Source organism: Pseudomonas sp. DCB_BI, assembly GCF_026240995.1.
GTDB lineage: Bacteria > Pseudomonadota > Gammaproteobacteria > Pseudomonadales > Pseudomonadaceae > Aquipseudomonas.
Window position 1 is genome coordinate 77,298 of sequence record NZ_JAPFCG010000017.1, and the last position, 17,713, is coordinate 95,010.

The following is a 17,713-nucleotide window of genomic DNA, read 5'->3' on the forward strand; positions in this document are numbered from 1 at the left end:
ATTCACTCGCGAAGCGCCGCGCGGGCGGCACTCGGTCTCATACACGCTGCAAAACCGTGGGCGTAAACCTACACGCCACAACGCCAATCAGAAGTCATACCGCGCCCCAACCATCATGCTACGCGACGGCCCATAGAAGTTGAACGTGGAGGTCGAGCCCACCCGCGACAGGTAGTCCCGGTCGAACAGGTTGTTGACGTTGAAGGTGGCGGTCAGCTTCGAAGTCACCGGGTACGACAGCATCGCATCCACCGTCGCGTAGCCCGGCGCGTCGATACGCACGCCGCCGCTTTCGGAGTAGAAGTTGCTCATCGCGGAAATTCCGCCACCAATCGCCAGGCCGGTCAGCGGGCCTTGGTTGATGGTGTACTTGCTCCACAGCGAAGCCTGGTTGCGCGGCATGATGAAGAACGTGGTTTCGGCGTCACCCTTGACGGTTTCGGTCTCCATCCAGGTGTAACCGGCCAGCAGTTCCCAATTCGGCGTCAGCTTGCCGCTTACTTCCACTTCCGCGCCCTTCACGCGGGTCTTGCCGGATGCCACGGAGTCGGTAGTGGCCACTCCATCAGCATCGTACACGGTGGTAGCGCGGTTCTTGTCGGTCAGGCGAAATACCGAGAAGCGCGTATTCAAGTCGCCGCCAAAGTAGCTGCTCTTGAGGCCGAACTCGTACTGCTCACCTTCACGCGGCTTCAGCACCCGGCCGTTGCTGTCGGTGTCGGACTGCGGCTTGAACACCTGCGAATAGCTGGCGTACAGCGCGTGGTTGTCGGTCAGGTCATAGACCAGGCCGCCATAAGGGGTGAAGTGGCCGTCGACGCGTTTGCTGTCATTGGTGGTGGCGCCGCTGCTAAGGGTGGTGGTGTAGAAGTCACCGCGATACCAGCTGAAGCGGCCACCGGCAATCAGCGCCAGGCGCTCCACCGGGCGGAAGGTCACTTTGGAGTACAGGCCGTATTCCTCTTCCTGCATGCCGGTCTCGGTGCTGTAGTTGGGCGACGGCTTGGCGAACTGCTTCGGCGAGTAAGTATTCACGTTGATCGCGCCGAGATTGGTGGTGCCGTTGAGGTACTCGGTGTCGTAGTTCTTGTAGTCACTCCCGACCACAAACTCGCTTACCTGCCCGAAGGTTTGGAACGGCTGGCTGTAGCTGGCGTCCAGCGAATAGGTGTCTTGAGTGAAATCACGGGCGCTGGCGCGCTCCGAGTTGGCGCCTGTGGTGGCATTGGTTGCAGTGAAGGCGTACAGATAGTTGGTGTCGCGGTGCGAGCCACGGGCCGCGACACGGCCGTAACCGCCATTGTCGAAGCGGTGGGTCAGCTCGGCGACCAGGTCGGTGGTCTTGCCGTCGAAGTAGTTCCAGTCGGCGCCCAGGAAACGCGAATGGCTGAAGTCGGGCACCTCGCCGGACAACGTGGCCGGGTAGCCGTTGTGCGGGGTGATGTTCTTCACCTCGTGCATCAGGCCGAACGACAGGGTGGTGGCGTCGTCCAGGTCGATGTCCAGCGCTCCGTAGTAGGTGTTGCTGGTGTTGGCGTTGTAGTCCACTTCGCCATTGGTGTCGTCACGGGATGCGATGAAGCGCCCGCGTACGCGACCGGCCTCGTCCAGCGGTCCGCTCAGGTCGATTTCCTCATGATTGGTGTCCCAGGTGCCGTAGCTGCCTTCGATATGCCCCTGAAACTCGGCGGTCGGGCGCTTGCGCACCATGTTGACGATGCCTCCCAGCTCGCTGGTACTGCTGAACAGCCCGGCCGGCCCGCGCATGATCTCGACGCGGTCGAACGCCGCCAACGACGGGACAGTGCCGAAGATGCTGGCCATGGGCGCCGGCAGGCCGTCGATATTGAACTCGCTGTACTCGTAGCCACGGGCGTAGATCGACGAGCGGCCGCTGTCATTGGTCAGGGTACGCAGGCCAGCGGTGTACTTGGCCAGGTCATCCAGGTGCACGAACTGGCGGTCCTTGACGTAGTCCTGGGTGTACACGGTGATCGACTGCGGGATGTCCTTGAGCGCCGCCGGCGTCTTGGTGCCCACGGTAGCGGCATCGACGCTGTAGCCTCCTGTGTCTTCCGAAGGCAGCATGTCGTAGAGGCGGTTGCCTTCGATAGTCAGTGCCGGCAGGTCCAGCGAGCGGTCTTCGGCTGTCGCCTGGGTCGCTACCGTTTCAGCCAGTGCCGACAGTGAAAAAGGCGCCAGCAACCCCAGCACCAGCCAGCCACGCGCCCGTCGCGGGCACCCCACACCGATGAAACCGTTCATGACACACCTATCCCCAAGTGATAACAATTCGCAAACGAAACAAGTTGCTTTTTGCGAACGATACCGGAGCGAAAACAGGGGTGCAGCATCATTAACCTTCTTAACACAATGGAGCGTTGCCCTCGGGCCACCGGCAATGGGATGATCCGTAACTGATAGAAGTTCTCATTCAAGGCTCACCGTGCCCATCTCACTGCTCCTCGCCGAAGACGACCCACGCCTGCGCCAGGACCTGGAACGTCATTTCCTCAATCGCGGTTTTCAGGTGCATGCCTGCGCCAGCGGCACCCAGGCCCTGAACGCCATACAGCACTCGCGCTTTGAGTTGGTGCTGCTGGACATCATGCTGCCGGGCATCGACGGCCTCAGCCTGCTCGATGAACTGCGCCGCCATCAAGCAGTGCCGGTCATGCTGATGTCGGCGCTGGGCGCCGAGCAAGATCGCATCAGCGGCTTTACCCGTGGTGCGGACGATTACCTGCCCAAACCGTTCAGCCTGGCCGAGCTGAATGCCAGGGTCGACGCATTGCTGCGGCGCGTGGCATTTGATCGAGGTACGGCGGTGCGTGCCGATGTCGGTGAAGTGATGCTGGATCATGACCGCCAAGACGTTATCCACAACGGCAAGGCTGCCGGCCTTACCGCATCCGAATTCCGCTTGCTGGCTACCCTTCGTGCCCATCCTGGCGAAGCCTTGAGCAAGCCATTCCTCTACCAGACTGTGCTGCACCGCGCTTACACCCGCCTGGACCGTGGCCTGGATGTGCATGTGTGCAACTTGCGCCGCAAGCTGGCCGACATCACCGCCCAGCATCTACAGATCCAGGCGGTACGGGGCCAAGGGTACATCCTGGTCGACACGGAACAGCCCTGATGCGTCGCCATCCATTGCTGTGGAAACTGGCCGTGCTGCAGGTCGGCTTCTGCCTGCTGCTGACCTGGCTGATCTGGACCTGGGGCCTTTCAGTGGAACGCAGCACCTACTTCCTGTCCCAGGCCGATCAGGACTACCTGGCGCGTTATGCACAACAGGCCGAACAGGCGTGGGAGCAGAACGGCGCGGTCGGCGCCGAGGCCTGGCGCAAGCAGCTGGAACGGGCTGAGGACACCTGGGTGGCCGTGATCGGCCCACACCTGCAGAGCCTTGGCACCACGCCGCTGAGCGCCGAGGAAGCCAGCCACCTTACATTCATGCGCAAGCTCGACTGGCCGATGAGCCGGCGCCTGCAGGATGAGCTGCCGTATGTCAGCATCGAATTTCCGCAACACCCCGAGCATGGCCGCCTGGTGCTGCAACTGCCCGAACGGCTGCTACCCACAGGCCTTACACCCTGGACCCATGTGGTCACTCACGGCGTTGCCCCCGCGCTGCTGGCCTTGCTGCTGGGCCTTGCGCTATACCGGCATCTTGTCGTGCCGCTGAACCGCCTGCGCGACCGCGCCGACGCCCTGCGGGCCGATGACCTGGACAGCCCCGCCCTGCCCCTGCAGGAACGCCGCGATGAACTGGGAGAGCTGGCTCAGGCGTTCGAGCACATGGCCGCGCGCCTGCGTCAGAGCCTTGAGCAACAGCGCCTGCTGTTGCGAACGCTGTCCCACGAACTGCGCACGCCCTTGGCACGGCTGCGTATCGCCCATGACAGCGACTTGCCACCGCCGCAGCTGCGCGAGCGTCTGGACCGTGAGGTGGCCGACATGCAGAAGTTGCTGGAAAACACCCTCGACCTGGCCTGGATGGACACCGAACAGCCCAGCCTGTCGACCGAGCCGGTGTTGGTGCTTTCCGTTTGGGAAGCCCTGTGTGAGGACGTGTGCTTCGAAAGCGGCTGGGACGGAGTGCGCCTGCCGTGTTCACTGGGCACCGATTGCCTGGTGCAGGCGCATCTGGACAGCCTGGCCCAGGCCTTGGAAAACCTGCTGCGCAATGCCATTCGCCACTCGCCCACCGAAGGCCGGGTCAGCCTTGATGGCTGGCGTGAGGGCACATACTGGCACCTGCGCCTGAGCGACCAAGGACCCGGCGTCCCTGACCCCGACCTCGAGCGTATTTTCAAGCCTTACCAGCGCCTGGCCGACAGCGGCGCAGGTTTCGGCCTGGGCTTGGCTATCGCCCGCCGCGCCATCGAACTGCAAGGCGGGCGGTTGTGGGCCAGCAATGGGCACCCGGGCCTGTGCCTGCACATGACCTTGCCTGCGGCCTGAGACTGTTTAGAAAGTTAATGCGCTTTACGCTCCATCGGGACTGTTTATCATCTGGCCGCTCAAGCCTTGCCCTCCTTGCAAAGCCATGACGAGACGCCCGATGAGCAAGAAGACCCTGACGCTGGCCTTGGCACTTGCCCTTGCGGCCCCTCTGGTCATGGCACAGCCCGAGCATGACCAGAAGATGGACACGGCGGTGCTACAGCGCCAAGACCTGGGCTATCACTTCAGCCAGCTTGATCTGGCCTCGGCCGATGGCCTGCGTCACTACCGGTTGTGGGTTGGCAAGCCGGACCGCCCAGCGCCGGCATCGGGATACCCGGTGCTGTGGATGCTCGATGGGAATGCTGCGCTGGGAGCGCTGGATCAGCAGTTGCTGAACAGGCTCGCCACGGGCCAGGCGCCCATGCTGGTGGCAGTGGGTTACCGGACCGAACTGCGTATCGACAGGACCAGCCGCACCCTGGACTACACCCCGGCGCTGCCGGGGCAGGCGCAACAGCGTGATCCGCTGACCGGCCAACCCAGCGGCGGGGTCGATGCGTTCCTTGAGCTTCTGACCGGGCGCATGCGTACGATGGTGTCGGCTGTGGCGCCGATCGATCCGCAACGACAGACACTGTGGGGGCACTCCTATGGTGGCCTCGCCGTGCTTCACGCACTGTTTACCCGCCCTGGCGAATTCAGCGTTTACGCCGCTGCCAGCCCGTCACTGTGGTGGGGCGATGGCGTCATTGCCCAGGAGGCGCAAGGACTGCCCTCACGCCTGGGCGAGGCGCGCCCGCACCTGTTGCTGATGCGCGGCGGGCAGGAGCCCGCCAGCCCGCATGGTTCGCCGCACGAGAACGACGAATTGCCTGCGCGCCAACTGCCGGAAGATCTGGCTGCGATCAAGGGCCTCGACGTGCGCTTTGAGCGCTTCGAGGGTCTGGGGCATGGGCCCATGCTAGGCGCCTCCCTGCGCAAGGTAATCGAAGGCATGTCTGGCCAGTGACCCGCCCTGCGCACGTCCGACTCAAGGTTGCGCGTACTTGAGCACGTACAGGCACAGCTCGCGGTAGACATCCACAGGCAGCTGCGACATCAGCTTCTGAGCCTGGCCGAGGGTTTTGCAATTGAGTTCGGCCATCGTCCGACGGTGTTTCGAACCCAGCAGGCCGGCATGCACCACCTGTGCATACTGAATATAGGAACAGGGGAAATCGGCCTGGGGACTGCGCTGGACCTTGAAATCGATCTTCAGGTCTGCCCCACGGAAGAATGCTCTGCCCTGGTAGGTCTGTTGGGGCACGAGGAGCCCTTTTTCAGGACAGGTGCTGTGACAGACCGGCTGGCTATTCCTGTCCGTCTCAAGGCCACGTCGATAAAGCACGATTTCGGAACCTGGCACCTCGATACAGGCGTTTTCGAAAGCATCGATGATGGCCCTGCCATTGATCTGCGCCTCCTCGATCTGCGTCAGGCTGACCACACGCTCGAGCTCATGATTGCCAACACTGTTGACCACACGATCCAGGGTCGACCAGTGGCTGAATTCTTTCTGACACGCAATCAGGTGGACCTCACTCTGATAGCCTTTGCGGGCGGCTTCAGGTGGAAAGTCAGCGAAATGAGGGCTGTCGAGCGCGGTCTCCATGATGATGTTGTATCCATTATCCATCGCATACGTGCAAATCATCGCGCCCAGGCGCCAGATGAACGGCTCGGTATGCTCATAGACATAGAGCACGCCTTTGTCTTCCATTGCCCGGTAATGAGGGTGCAGCTCACGAAAATGGGTTTCGTAAAGGCGAACATAATTGTCGTACCGCCCGCTCTTCAACAGCGTGTTTTCCAGCAAGTAGGTCTTACCCGAGCCCTGTGCACCGGCAATGATGAGCATTTTGGGCTTGAGTACGCCGTCGACGTAGTCACGCTTCTTGTCGAACAACGAGTCGACAATCGTTCTGAATGCGACATGAAGATCGGTATCGGTAAAAGGATGGAGAGAGGACATGACGGTTCGTTTCCTTGGTTTGCCAATGTGACCGTCACCAAGGTAGGCGCTGCGGCAGGTGAAAAAGGGGTAAATGCTTACTGCTGCCCGTCTTGTCGAAGACGGTAGAGCAGCGGGTTGCCAGTAGGGTGGCACAGTGCTGTATGCTTGCTTGGTCTTCAGGGCGGGGTGAAAGTCCCCACCGGCGGTAAATCGAAGATGAGCCCGCGAGCGCCCCGGCCATGCCGGGGGTCAGCAGATCTGGTGCGACTCCAGAGCCGACGGTCATAGTCCGGATGAAAGAAGGCGTCAGGCAGGGGCCATTCGGGCGCCCCTGCGCGCGCATTTTGTTCGCCCCGAGACGTTCATCGATCATTCACGAGGAGCGTTTCATGTCCACCCAGCACCACTCGCAATACCCCAATGTTTCCGCTGCCATCGCCGCCTTCAAGGCCGGTCGCCCTGTGCTGTTGCTCGACGATGACGACCGCGAGGACGAAGCGGACATAATTGCCGCCGCCGAAAACATTTCGCTGCAGACCATGGCCATGATGATTCGCGATTGCAGCGGCATCGTCTGCCTGTGCCTGGACGAGGCCACAGTCGACGAACTGCAGCTGGCGCCCATGGTGCAGAACAACCAAGCCCGCCATGGCACCGGTTTCACCGTCACCATCGAGGCGGCGGAAGGGATCACAACCGGGGTTTCAGCCCAGGATCGTGTTACCACCATTGCCGCGGCACTGCGCTCCAGCGCCGAGCAGCGCCATATCGTCAGCCCTGGGCATGTGTTCCCGCTACGCGCCCGCAATGGCGGCGTACTGGCGCGCCGCGGGCACACCGAAGGCTCGGTGGACCTGGCGCGCCTGGCTGGCCTGCGGCCGGCGGCGGTGCTGTGCGAATTGATGAACCCCGACGGAACCATGGCCCGTGGCGAGCAAGTGGCGGTGTATGCGCGCCAGTACAACTTGCCTGTGCTGACCATCGAAGAGTTGGCCCGGTACCGTGAAGCCATGGTGGAACGGGAAGCTGCCACGGCTTGATAGTTTCCTGCGCCTGACTTGAGGCAGATGGCGGCGCTGAAATCGAGCGCCGCCCACGCGGCGCATCGCGAGCTGCGCTCGCTCCTACATTTGTTTCGGGCCAATTATTCCTGTGGGATTCGCGCGCGGACGCCTTGGCGCATCGCGCGATATCGCCTCGTACATACAAGCGGTCGCTCCAGCGGCCTGCTCCACACAAGTTTGCTCCCCCCGCCCCGCTCTGCTAGTGTCGCGCCGTTCTGAATGCCACCGAGACAGTCGCCATGGCCCGCAAAAAAGCCTCCCTCGATTTCGAGCAATCCCTCGCAGACCTGCAAGCACTGGTCGAGCGCCTGGAGAACGGCGAGTTGTCGCTGGAAGAGTCGCTGGCCGCCTTCGAGCAAGGCATCGCCCTGACCCGTGATTGCCAGGGCGCCCTGGCCCAGGCGGAGCAGAAGGTGCAAATCCTGCTGGAACGCGACGGCGAGTTGGCTGCCCAGCCGTTCGACGCGGAGCCGGAAGCATGATCGGCACCTACCAGGCCAGTTGTCAGGCACGGGTCGACGCTGCCCTTGAGCCGCTGTTCGTTGCCCCGACCAAAGAGCTCGAACGCCTTTACGCCGCCATGCGCTACAGCGTGATGAACGGCGGCAAGCGCGTGCGCCCATTGCTGGCCTACGCGGCCTGCGAAGCCCTGGGTGCCGCTGCCGAACAGGCCAACGGCGCTGCCTGCGCAGTAGAGCTGATCCATGCCTATTCCCTGGTGCATGACGACCTGCCGGCCATGGACGACGACGACCTGCGTCGCGGCCAGCCGACCACCCATAAAGCCTTTGACGAAGCCTGCGCCATCCTGGCAGGCGACGGCTTGCAGAGCCTGGCTTTCAGCGCCCTGCTCGATCCGCGGCTGAGCCCGCAGGCTGACAGTATCCGCCTGGCCATGGTCCAGGCCCTGGCCAAGGCTGCTGGCCCGGCCGGCATGGTCGGCGGCCAGGCTATCGACCTTGGTTCGGTGGGCCTGAAGCTTGACCAGCAGGCACTGGAATTCATGCACCGGCACAAGACCGGCGCGCTGATCGAAGCCAGCGTACGCCTCGGCGCCCTGGCCAGTGCCCGCGCCGACCAGGCACAACTGGACGCCCTGCAGACTTATGCACAGGCGATCGGCCTGGCGTTCCAGGTACAGGACGATATCCTCGACGTGGAAAGCGACACCGCCACCCTGGGCAAGCGCCAAGGGGCAGACATCGCCCGTGACAAACCGACCTACCCGGCCCTGCTGGGCCTGGAAGCGGCCAAAGCCTATGCGATCGAACTGCGCGACCAGGCGCTGGTCGCACTGGAAGGGTTCAGCGAAACCGCCGAGCCGTTGCGGGCCTTGGCGCGCTACATCGTCGAACGCCGCAACTGAGCAGCTACACCATTCCCTGTGGGAGCGGGTTCACCCGCGAATGCGCCAGTAAATTCAATATCGCATTCGCGGGTAAACCCGCTCCCGCAGGGGCCGCGTAACCTGTGGTCGAATGGGCACTTTTCCCACAATGGGTTAAACTGCCGCGTCTTCACACACCTATAACGACTCGCCTGATGCCCACGACGTTTCAAGAGATCCCCCGCGAACGCCCGGTCACGCCGTTGCTCGACCGCGCTGACACGCCTGCCGGCCTGCGCCGGCTGGCCGAAGCCGACCTGGAGACCCTGGCCGACGAGTTGCGCCAGGAATTACTCTACACCGTGGGGCAGACCGGTGGGCACTTTGGTGCCGGCCTGGGCGTGATCGAGCTGACCATCGCCCTGCACTACGTGTTCGACACCCCGGACGACCGGTTGGTGTGGGATGTGGGCCACCAGGCCTACCCACACAAAATCCTCACCGGGCGCCGTAACCGCATGCTCAGCCTGCGCCAGAAGGACGGCATCGCCGCCTTCCCTCGCCGCAGCGAAAGCGAGTACGACACCTTTGGAGTCGGTCACTCCAGCACCTCGATCAGCGCCGCGCTGGGCATGGCCATTGCCGCCCGCCTGCAAAACAGCGCGCGCAAGTCGATCGCGGTGATCGGTGACGGCGCACTCACTGCCGGCATGGCCTTCGAGGCGTTGAACCACGCCCAGGAGGTCAACGCCGACATGCTGGTCATCCTCAACGACAACGACATGTCGATTTCGCGCAATGTCGGCGGCCTGTCCAATTACCTGGCCAAGATCCTCTCCAGCCGCACCTACGCGAGCATGCGCGAAGGCAGCAAAAAAGTGCTGTCGCGGCTGCCAGGCGCCTGGGAAATTGCCCGCCGCACCGAAGAGTACGCCAAGGGCATGCTGGTGCCGGGCACATTGTTCGAAGAACTGGGCTGGAACTACATCGGCCCAATCGATGGCCACGACCTGCCGACCATGATCGCCACCCTGCGCAACATGCGTGACCTCAAGGGCCCGCAGTTCCTGCACGTGGTGACCAAGAAGGGTAAGGGCTTCGCCCCAGCCGAGATCGACCCGATCGGCTACCATGCCATCACCAAGCTGGAGCCGGCCGACAAGCCCGCCGCGCCAAAGAAAGCCAGCGGGCCGAAATACTCCGCCGTGTTCGGCCAGTGGCTGTGCGACATGGCCGCTACCGACAACCGCCTGGTGGGCATTACCCCGGCGATGAAGGAAGGCTCGGACCTGGTCGACTTCAGCGAGCGCTACCCGGAACGCTACTTCGACGTCGCGATCGCCGAGCAGCACGCCGTCACCTTGGCGGCCGGCATGGCTTGCGAGGGTAGCAAGCCGGTAGTAGCGATCTACTCCACCTTCCTGCAGCGTGCCTACGACCAGCTGATCCACGACGTGGCGGTGCAGAACCTCGACGTGCTGTTCGCCATTGACCGCGCCGGCCTGGTGGGCGAAGACGGCCCGACCCATGCGGGCAGCTACGACCTGTCGTACCTGCGCTGCATCCCGGGCATGCTGGTAATGACCCCGAGCGACGAGAACGAGCTGCGCAAGATGCTCAGCACCGGCCACCTGTACAACGGCCCGGCGGCAGTGCGCTACCCGCGCGGCACCGGCCCGAATGCACCGATCAGTGGAGACCTTGAGCCGCTGGAAATCGGCAAGGGTGTGGTCCGCCGCAAAGGCGAGAAAGTCGCCTTGCTGGTGTTCGGCGTGCAATTGGCCGAGGCCATGCAGGTTGCCGAGCAGATCAACGCCACCGTGGTCGACATGCGCTTCGTCAAGCCGCTGGACGAAGCCCTGGTGCTGGAACTGGCTGGAAGCCATGAGTTGCTGGTAACTATCGAAGAGAACGCCATCATGGGTGGCGCGGGGGCTGCGGTGGGTGAGTTCCTTGCCAGCCAGGCAGTGCTCAAGCCGCTTCTGCACCTGGGCTTGCCGGATATCTATGTCGAGCATGCCAAGCCGGCACAGATGCTGGCTGAGTGCGGGCTGGATGCAGCCGGGATCGAGGCCGCAGTGAAAGCCCGCATGGCCAAGCTCGGCCTGTAAGGGCCTCTCCCGCGCCTACCGGGGCTGCACAGTGCTCAAGCGCTGTAGCGCCCCTGTGGGAGCGGGTTGACCCGAGGATGCTTCGTAACTGCCCATGAAAAGTCTGCCTGTGGCGCGATTCTCTGTGCCCCAACATTCCTTCTGGCCGCTGAGCGCGACGACGCCCTCAAGCTCCCAGACGTGCTGATCAGCGCCAGCCGCCAGGTCGAATCTCGCACCGCTACCAGCGCCGCCAATACGGTCTTCCGTGGTACCAAGGCCGCACGTTCCTGCTCAGCATCACCTGGACGCCGGCGCTTTAGCCGCTAGTAACGCGCACAGGCGGGCGGTGGCTTCGATCATCTGCCCGCTGGGTCGCTCCAGGCCTTTGTCAGGCACCACCAGCAAGCGTTCATCGGCGACCGCACGCAGCTGCGGCCAGGCTTTCCAGCTCGCCAGTTGTGCCTGATCGCCGGCAAGGATGACCTGTGGATTGCGCAGCAACACAGACTCCACACTCACCTGTGGCGCCGGTTGGCCGAGGTCGGCGAACACATTGCGCGCCCCGCACACAGCCAGCGCGTCACTGACTACCTGACCGCCTCCCAGGGTGTACAGCGGCCGATCCCAGACTTGGTAGAACACCTGCAAAGGCTCATCCCGTCGATACTGCTGGCGCAGCTGCTGCAACCGCTCACGCAGGGATTGCGCGTACCGCTGCCCCTGCTCGGCGCGCCCGATGCGCCCGGCAATGGCTTCGATCTGCTCGATGAGCTGGTCGATGTCATGGGGTTCGGCGCTGAAGGTGGCAATGCCAAGGCGCTCGAGCTGGTGGCGCTGGGCCAAGGGCACACTGCCCGGCCACAGCAGCAACAAGTCGGGGCGTAAGCTGAGCAGGCGTTCCATGTCCAGCTGCCCCTGGCGCCCCAGCGAAGGCAGGTCGCGCAACCCCGCCGGCCGCTCACCACCGTCAAGCACGCCCACCAACAGGTCATCGGCCTGCAGCTCGAGCATGATTTCCGTCATCGAAGGGGCCAGGCTGACTACGCGCAGCGGTTCACCAGCCAGTACGGAGCAGGCAAACAGCGCCAGCAGGCCAGGGAGCAGGCGCATCAGCCGAGCTGGCGTGGTATGCGATAGAGGTACAGCACCACTACGGTGGACAACGCCAGCAGGATCTGTGGCACCGCCTCAAGGCCGACCAGTACTGATAGTGCGGCGACCCAGGCTGGGAAGCAGGCATACAGCATGGCCAGGCGCCGTACCCGCGCCAACTCGATCCAGGCGGCGGGCTCTTCGCCAGTGCCAAGCACCTTCGAGGTGGCAATGAGTGCGCGCTTGTAGGCACCAAAACGCGGCAGGCTGAGGAACATGGTGGCCGCCCCGGCAATGAACAACGGCATGGCCAGCACCGGGATCAGCGCATCACCGCCACCAAACGCCCAGGCCATGACGGGCAACGGCACCAAGCCCACTGCCAGGTACTGCCACCAGGCCAGCGCCAAGCGCCGCTTGACCTCGGCGCGTGTCACGCCTGAGGCACCTCGCCCTGGTGTTCGTTGCCCAGCATATGGCCCAGCTTGCCGGCCTTGGTCGCCAGGTAATAACGGTTGTGCGGGTTGTGCCCGGTGTGCAGCGGCACACGCTCTGCGACGACAATGTTCATGTCGGTCAGGGCTTTGACCTTGCGCGGGTTGTTAGTCATGAGGCGCAGAGATTTCACGCCGAGGTGCTCGAGCATCGGCAGGCACATGGCGTAGTCGCGCTGGTCGGCAGCAAAGCCCAGGCGCTCGTTGGCTTCGACGGTGTCGGCGCCGCCATCTTGCAACTCGTAGGCGCGGATCTTGTTCAACAGACCAATCCCGCGGCCTTCCTGACGCAGGTACAACAGCACGCCACGGCCTTCGCGGGCGATGGCCTGCAGCGCGGCTTCCAGCTGCGAGCCGCAGTCGCAGCGCTGGCTGAACAGGGCATCGCCGGTCAGACACTCGGAATGCAGGCGCCCCAAAACCGGCTGGCCGTCCGCGATATCACCCAGGCTGAGCACCACATGCTCACGGCCAGTGGCTTCGTCGAGAAAGCCATGCATGGTGAAGGTCGCGAAGGGAGTCGGGAGTTTAGAGGCGGCAACAAAGACGACGGGCACGTTGTGCTCCTGGAATAAGTAGGAAATTTCTCGTTGTCCGATTGTATCAGCAGGTTGGGGAATGTGGGCTGGCTGAATACGGTGGGTTAAGATCGAAAAGTTCGATGCTTAGGCTCAGCATCCCGGCCCTATTGCCAGCAAATCAGTAGCCTCCCGTGTTGAGACTTGCGCATCAATTGCGGGGGTTGGCTTGCCGGCGACAGAGGCGCCAGGCGCCCCGGCTTCAGTTTGGCTTGCTATCCGAACTGAACGGATATGGCTGCTTCCAATGCTGGAAAATCGGCTTCAGCTCGCCACTGCGCACCAACTCGGCCATGCGCTTGTCGAACAGGTCGCGCAGGGCCTTGGCCTGGTCGTTACGGGCAAAAGCCAAGTACAGCGGCAGCTCGGCCACATGAGTACGTCGAAACCGCTCGGGATGCGATGACTGGCCGAGCACGTAGTCGACTTCAGTCTGTGCATCAATGTAGAAATCGACCCGGTCATGCTCGAGCATCGGCAGGATGCCTTCACGACGCTGAATCTCTCGGAACTCGTGCACATTCGGCAGATAGCTGCCGTAGTCGTAGCCGCGGACCCAGGCCAAGCGATACTTGCCCACGTCCTGCGCGGTAGGCACAGGTTTGCTGGCCAGCCCCAAGGCATAGATATGGTCCATATCGAAGTGCCAGCGCGGGTACAGGTTGTCTTCGTTCTCGTTTTTGTACGAGCCCACCCAGGCATCAGCCTCGCCGCGCTTCACCAGCCCAACCGCCCGGCTGTACGGCGCACTCTGCGTTACCACCTTGACTCCGGCCGGTTCGAACACCTTGCGCAGCACGTCCCAGGCCACCCCGGTACCGTCGGCGTTGGTGTAGTCGAGCCACTCCTCGCTGACCAGGTGGATCTGCCTGGGCACACCTTCAGCAGCCGTCACCCACGGGGCAATGATCACCAGTATTGCCAGCAGCACAATCCTTATGGCCATTCACGCGCTCCCTGTTTCAGGCAACCGCCCACACCAGAACCTGCATGCCCAGCCAGGCGAACACGCCGGCCAGGATATCGTCGAGCATGATGCCGACGCCCCCGTGCACATGCCGGTCGATCCAGCGGATCGGCCACGGCTTGAGGATGTCGAAGAAGCGGAACATCAGGAACCCCGCCAGCAGCCACTGCCAGCCTTCCGGCACCAGCCAGAGGGTGATCCACATGCCGACGATCTCATCCCAGACAATGCCTTCATGGTCGTGCACGCGCAAGTCATTGGCGACTTTGCCGCATAGCCAGAAGCCGAACAGCATGCTCACGCCGAGCAACAGCCAGTACCCCCAGTCGGGCAGCAGCTGCCATAAAGGGATGAACGGTATGGCTACCAGCGAGCCCCAGGTACCTGGCGCCTTGGGCAAGGTACCGGAACCGAAGCCAAAGGCGATGAAGTGCCAAGGGTTGCGCCAGACCGAAGGCGGAACGAACTCCGCAGGCACCTGGTTGGGGTGATCGGTCACGGTGTCTCCCTAAAGTGTTGATAGCCCCGCTGGACGGGGGTTATGTCCTGGCCCTGTGAGTCGCGCAAGGTCACACCCCGCCCTTCGAGCACACGACCAATGATATGGACCTCGATGAATCCGAGGCCAGCCAGGGGCGCCAGCGCTTCGGGCGGCAAGGTGAATGCCAGTACGTAGTCGTCGCCACCGGTGAGTGCTGCCTGCAACGCCGCTTCGCGGCCGAGGAATGCCTCTAAGGCAGGAGACACTGGCACCTGCGCCAGGTTCACCTCCAGCGCCACGCCGGAGGCCTTGGCAATGTGCCCGCAATCAGCGAGCAGGCCGTCGGAGATGTCCAGCGCCGCAGTGGCCTTGCCACGCAGCAGTTCACCGAGGGTGAGCTGCGGCATCGGTGACCAGTAATGGGCCAGCAGCGGCTCGGCCTGCTCGGGTGGCGCCTGGCGTTCGCCCAGCACCAGCGGCAAGGCACCGGCAGCCTTCCCTAGCGAACCACCAACACACAGCAGGTCGCCAGGCCGTGCACCGCAGCGGCGCAACGCCTGGCCAGCCGGCACGCGACCGAACACGGTCACGGTGATGCTCAGCGGGCCACGGGTGGTATCCCCACCAATCAGGCTCATACGGCAACGGTGGGCCATGCGGCTGAGGCCATCGGCGTAAGCCGCCAGCCAGTCCGCACCCACGTCAGGCAGGGTTAGCGCGAGGGTAAAACCGATGGCAGTCGCGCCCATGGCTGCCAGGTCACTGGCCGCCACGGCCAACGAACGCTGGCCCAGCAGCAGCGGGTCGCAAACAGCAGGAAAGTGCACCCCGGCGACCAGCGTGTCGGTCGACACTGCCAGTTGTTCACCGGGGGGAAGATCCAGCAAGGCGCAATCGTCACCGATCCCCAGGGCCACGCCCTCGCCCCCTTGCGCACAAGGCGCGGCGGCGAAGTAATGGTTGATCAGCTCGAACTCACCCATGGCCTGGCTGCGCCGGGATCAGCGCTTGTTCGCCTTGACTTCTGCTTCACGCAGGGCCGGGGCGAGCTTGTCCAGCACGCCATTGACGAACTTGTGACCGTCGGTGGCACCGAAGACTTTGGCCAGTTCCACGCCCTCGTTGATCACCACGCGATACGGTACGTCGACGCGCTTGATCAGCTCCCAGGTGGAGAGGCGCAATACGGCCAGCTCGACTGGGTCGAGCTCGTCCAGGGCGATGGCCATGCACGGCACCAGCGCCTTGTCGATTTCGCCCTTGATTGCCGGGACCCCATGCAGGATCTCGCGGAAATAGGCACCGTCGACATCGGTGAAATCGTTATCGACCCGGAACTGCGCTTCGATCTCGTTCAGCGAATGCTGGGCCATGTGCCACTGATAAAGGGCCTGGGTCGCGAGCTTGCGGGCTTCGCGGCGCTTTGCACTCTTCGACGGCTTGCCGGCATCCGCAGGTTTTGGATCGCGCGGGTTGAAACGATCGCTTTCGTCGCTAATCACTTGGCCTCCAACTGCGCCAGCAGGCTGACCATTTCCAGAGCGGACAGGGCAGCTTCAGCACCTTTGTTGCCGGCCTTGGTGCCGGAACGCTCGATGGCTTGCTCGATGGAGTCGACGGTCAGTACGCCGAAGGCCACCGGAACACCGAACTCCATGGACACCTGGGCCAGGCCCTTGGTGCACTCGCCTGCCACGTATTCAAAGTGCGGGGTACCACCACGGATCACGGCGCCCAGGGCGATGATCGCGTCGTAGGCGCCTTGCTGGGCGACCTTCTGTGCTACCAGCGGGATTTCGAATGCGCCCGGGGCACGAATGATGGTGATGTCGCTTTCGCTGACACCGTGGCGAACCAGGGCGTCGACGGCACCGCTTACCAGGCTTTCGACAACGAAGCTGTTGAAGCGGCCAACCACCAAAGCATAGCGACCTTTGGGGGCGATGAAGGTACCTTCGATGGTCTTCAGGGTCATTCCGATATTCTCATCTTCAAGAGCGAGGCCGCATACAAGCGGCCTCGACAGGGGTCTGGACTCGAGCAGAGGGCGTCATTGCCGCCTCAAGTCACTCGGAGGGCACGTATTCTACAACTTCCAGATCGAATCCGGATATCGCGTTGAACTTCATCGGCGAACTCATCAGGCGCATCTTGCGCACGCCGAGGTCACGCAGGATCTGCGAACCGGCACCAACGGTGCTGTAGGTAGTCGGTGCCTTGGCCGGTGCATCGCCCGCGCTTTCGCGGATGTGGGCCAGCAGCACGTCGCCGTCCAGCGGGTGACCCAGCAGCAGCACCACGCCACTGCCGGCCTCGGCCACTGCGGCCATCGCCGCGCGCAGGCTCCAGCGGCCCGGTTGCTTGACCAGCAGCAGGTCGCGCAGCGGGTCCATGTTGTGCACGCGCACCAGGGTCGGCTCTTCGGCGCAGATTTTGCCCAGGGTCAGGGCCATGTGCACGTCGCCTTCGACCGCGTCGCGGTAGGTCACCAGGTTGAATTCACCCAGTTCGCTTTCTACCGGCTGCTCGGACACACGCTGCACGGTGCGCTCGTGGATCATGCGGTAGTGGATAAGGTCGGCAATGGTGCCGATCTTCAGGCCGTGTTCGGCGGCGAACACTTCCAGCTCGGCACGACGCGACATGGTGCCGTCGTCGTTCATCACTTCGCAGATCACGCCGCTTGGCTCGAAACCGGCCATGCGCGCCAGGTCGCAGGCGGCTTCGGTGTGGCCGGCGCGGGCCAGGGTACCGCCGGGTTGGGCCATCAGCGGGAAGATGTGGCCCGGGCTGACGATGTCTTCGGCCTTGGCATCCTTGGCGGCGGCGGCCTGCACGGTGCGGGCGCGGTCGGCGGCGGAGATGCCGGTGGTAACGCCTTCGGCGGCTTCGATCGACACGGTGAACTTGGTGCCGAAGCCCGAGCCGTTGCGCGGTGCCATCAGCGGCAGCTTCAGGGTTTCGCAACGCTCGCGGGTCATCGGCATGCAGATGAGACCACGGGCGTGCTTGGCCATGAAGTTGATATGCTCGGGCAGGCAGCATTCGGCTGCCATGATGATGTCGCCTTCGTTCTCGCGGTCTTCGTCATCCATGAGAATGACCATTTTACCCTGGCGGATGTCTTCGACCAGTTCTTCGATGCTGTTGAGCGCCACGCGGCACCCCCTTC

General features: G+C 63.3%; 18 protein-coding genes, 1 pseudogene and 1 riboswitch. Of the genes and pseudogenes, 8 read left to right on the plus strand and 11 right to left on the minus strand.

What is annotated here, in order from left to right:
• Window positions 1-87 precede the first annotated feature (87 nt).
• The gene (locus tag OO258_RS18770) at window positions 88-2,265 is read right to left on the minus strand and encodes a TonB-dependent siderophore receptor (protein WP_266032028.1); all 2,178 of its coding nucleotides are present in this window, start codon (window positions 2,263-2,265) and stop codon (window positions 88-90) included.
• 181 nt (window positions 2,266-2,446) lie between these two features.
• Here OO258_RS18770 and OO258_RS18775 point away from each other — a divergent pair, with 181 nt between their 5' ends.
• The 3 genes from OO258_RS18775 (at window position 2,447) to OO258_RS18785 (ending at window position 5,461) form a co-directional block, all read left to right on the plus strand.
• Window positions 2,447-3,139: a response regulator transcription factor gene (locus tag OO258_RS18775; RefSeq protein ID WP_266032029.1), complete on the plus strand. Its 693-nt coding sequence runs from the start codon at window positions 2,447-2,449 to the stop codon at window positions 3,137-3,139.
• Window positions 3,139-4,467 (plus strand): sensor histidine kinase, encoded by a 1,329-nt coding sequence (locus OO258_RS18780; RefSeq protein WP_266032030.1) that lies wholly within the window; start codon window positions 3,139-3,141, stop codon window positions 4,465-4,467. Before OO258_RS18775 ends, OO258_RS18780 begins: the two co-directional genes overlap by 1 nt.
• 100 nt (window positions 4,468-4,567) lie before the next feature.
• On the plus strand, window positions 4,568-5,461 hold the full coding sequence (locus OO258_RS18785) for an alpha/beta hydrolase (RefSeq protein ID WP_266032031.1): 894 nt from the start codon (window positions 4,568-4,570) through the stop codon (window positions 5,459-5,461).
• Window positions 5,462-5,482: 21 nt separating this feature from the next.
• Here OO258_RS18785 and OO258_RS18790 read toward each other — a convergent pair whose 3' ends face one another.
• Entirely contained in the window at window positions 5,483-6,463 is a 981-nt protein-coding gene (locus OO258_RS18790) for a zeta toxin family protein (RefSeq protein ID WP_266032032.1), read from the minus strand.
• Between the two features lie 150 nt (window positions 6,464-6,613).
• Window positions 6,614-6,754, plus strand: a riboswitch (FMN riboswitch).
• Window positions 6,755-6,834: 80 nt separating this feature from the next.
• Here OO258_RS18790 and ribB point away from each other — a divergent pair.
• The 5 genes and pseudogenes from ribB to OO258_RS18815 all read left to right on the plus strand — a co-directional run.
• A complete protein-coding gene (ribB, locus tag OO258_RS18795) occupies window positions 6,835-7,485 on the plus strand; it encodes a 3,4-dihydroxy-2-butanone-4-phosphate synthase (RefSeq protein WP_266032033.1) in 651 nt (216 codons plus the stop codon).
• Between the two features lie 263 nt (window positions 7,486-7,748).
• On the plus strand, window positions 7,749-7,991 hold the full coding sequence (locus OO258_RS18800; protein ID WP_003255380.1) for an exodeoxyribonuclease VII small subunit: 243 nt from the start codon (window positions 7,749-7,751) through the stop codon (window positions 7,989-7,991).
• Window positions 7,988-8,875, plus strand: a complete 888-nt coding sequence (gene ispA / locus OO258_RS18805; RefSeq protein ID WP_110745227.1) for a (2E,6E)-farnesyl diphosphate synthase — start codon at window positions 7,988-7,990, stop codon at window positions 8,873-8,875. The genes OO258_RS18800 and ispA overlap by 4 nt, the downstream gene beginning before the upstream one ends.
• A gap of 176 nt (window positions 8,876-9,051) precedes the next feature.
• Window positions 9,052-10,947, plus strand: coding sequence for a 1-deoxy-D-xylulose-5-phosphate synthase (gene dxs / locus OO258_RS18810; RefSeq protein ID WP_266032034.1), 1,896 nt, complete (start codon window positions 9,052-9,054; stop codon window positions 10,945-10,947).
• 66 nt (window positions 10,948-11,013) lie between these two features.
• Window positions 11,014-11,214: pseudogene (locus OO258_RS18815) on the plus strand (hypothetical protein); the annotation flags it as partial.
• 12 nt (window positions 11,215-11,226) lie between these two features.
• Here the strand turns inward: OO258_RS18815 and OO258_RS18820 are convergent.
• From OO258_RS18820 to ribBA, 9 genes are all read right to left on the minus strand, one after another.
• Complete coding sequence (locus tag OO258_RS18820; protein WP_110745229.1) at window positions 11,227-12,039, minus strand: cobalamin-binding protein; 813 nt, start codon at window positions 12,037-12,039, stop codon at window positions 11,227-11,229.
• On the minus strand, window positions 12,039-12,458 hold the full coding sequence (locus tag OO258_RS18825; protein WP_110741770.1) for an MFS transporter: 420 nt from the start codon (window positions 12,456-12,458) through the stop codon (window positions 12,039-12,041). The genes OO258_RS18820 and OO258_RS18825 overlap by 1 nt, the downstream gene beginning before the upstream one ends.
• Window positions 12,455-13,072, minus strand: a complete 618-nt coding sequence (gene ribA / locus OO258_RS18830) for a GTP cyclohydrolase II (RefSeq protein WP_003260612.1) — start codon at window positions 13,070-13,072, stop codon at window positions 12,455-12,457. The genes OO258_RS18825 and ribA overlap by 4 nt, the downstream gene beginning before the upstream one ends.
• 223 nt (window positions 13,073-13,295) lie before the next feature.
• Window positions 13,296-14,039, minus strand: a complete 744-nt coding sequence (locus OO258_RS18835) for a substrate-binding periplasmic protein (protein WP_266032035.1) — start codon at window positions 14,037-14,039, stop codon at window positions 13,296-13,298.
• A 16-nt stretch (window positions 14,040-14,055) separates the two neighbouring features.
• The gene (locus tag OO258_RS18840) at window positions 14,056-14,559 is read right to left on the minus strand and encodes a phosphatidylglycerophosphatase A (RefSeq protein ID WP_010951803.1); all 504 of its coding nucleotides are present in this window, start codon (window positions 14,557-14,559) and stop codon (window positions 14,056-14,058) included.
• Complete coding sequence (gene thiL, locus OO258_RS18845) at window positions 14,556-15,524, minus strand: thiamine-phosphate kinase (RefSeq protein ID WP_266032036.1); 969 nt, start codon at window positions 15,522-15,524, stop codon at window positions 14,556-14,558. Before thiL ends, OO258_RS18840 begins: the two co-directional genes overlap by 4 nt.
• 18 nt (window positions 15,525-15,542) lie before the next feature.
• Window positions 15,543-16,043: a transcription antitermination factor NusB gene (gene nusB, locus OO258_RS18850; protein WP_266032037.1), complete on the minus strand. Its 501-nt coding sequence runs from the start codon at window positions 16,041-16,043 to the stop codon at window positions 15,543-15,545.
• On the minus strand, window positions 16,040-16,516 hold the full coding sequence (gene ribE / locus OO258_RS18855; protein WP_003255395.1) for a 6,7-dimethyl-8-ribityllumazine synthase: 477 nt from the start codon (window positions 16,514-16,516) through the stop codon (window positions 16,040-16,042). The genes nusB and ribE overlap by 4 nt, the downstream gene beginning before the upstream one ends.
• 91 nt (window positions 16,517-16,607) lie before the next feature.
• The gene (gene ribBA / locus OO258_RS18860) at window positions 16,608-17,699 is read right to left on the minus strand and encodes a bifunctional 3,4-dihydroxy-2-butanone-4-phosphate synthase/GTP cyclohydrolase II (protein WP_016484697.1); all 1,092 of its coding nucleotides are present in this window, start codon (window positions 17,697-17,699) and stop codon (window positions 16,608-16,610) included.
• Window positions 17,700-17,713 lie beyond the last annotated feature (14 nt).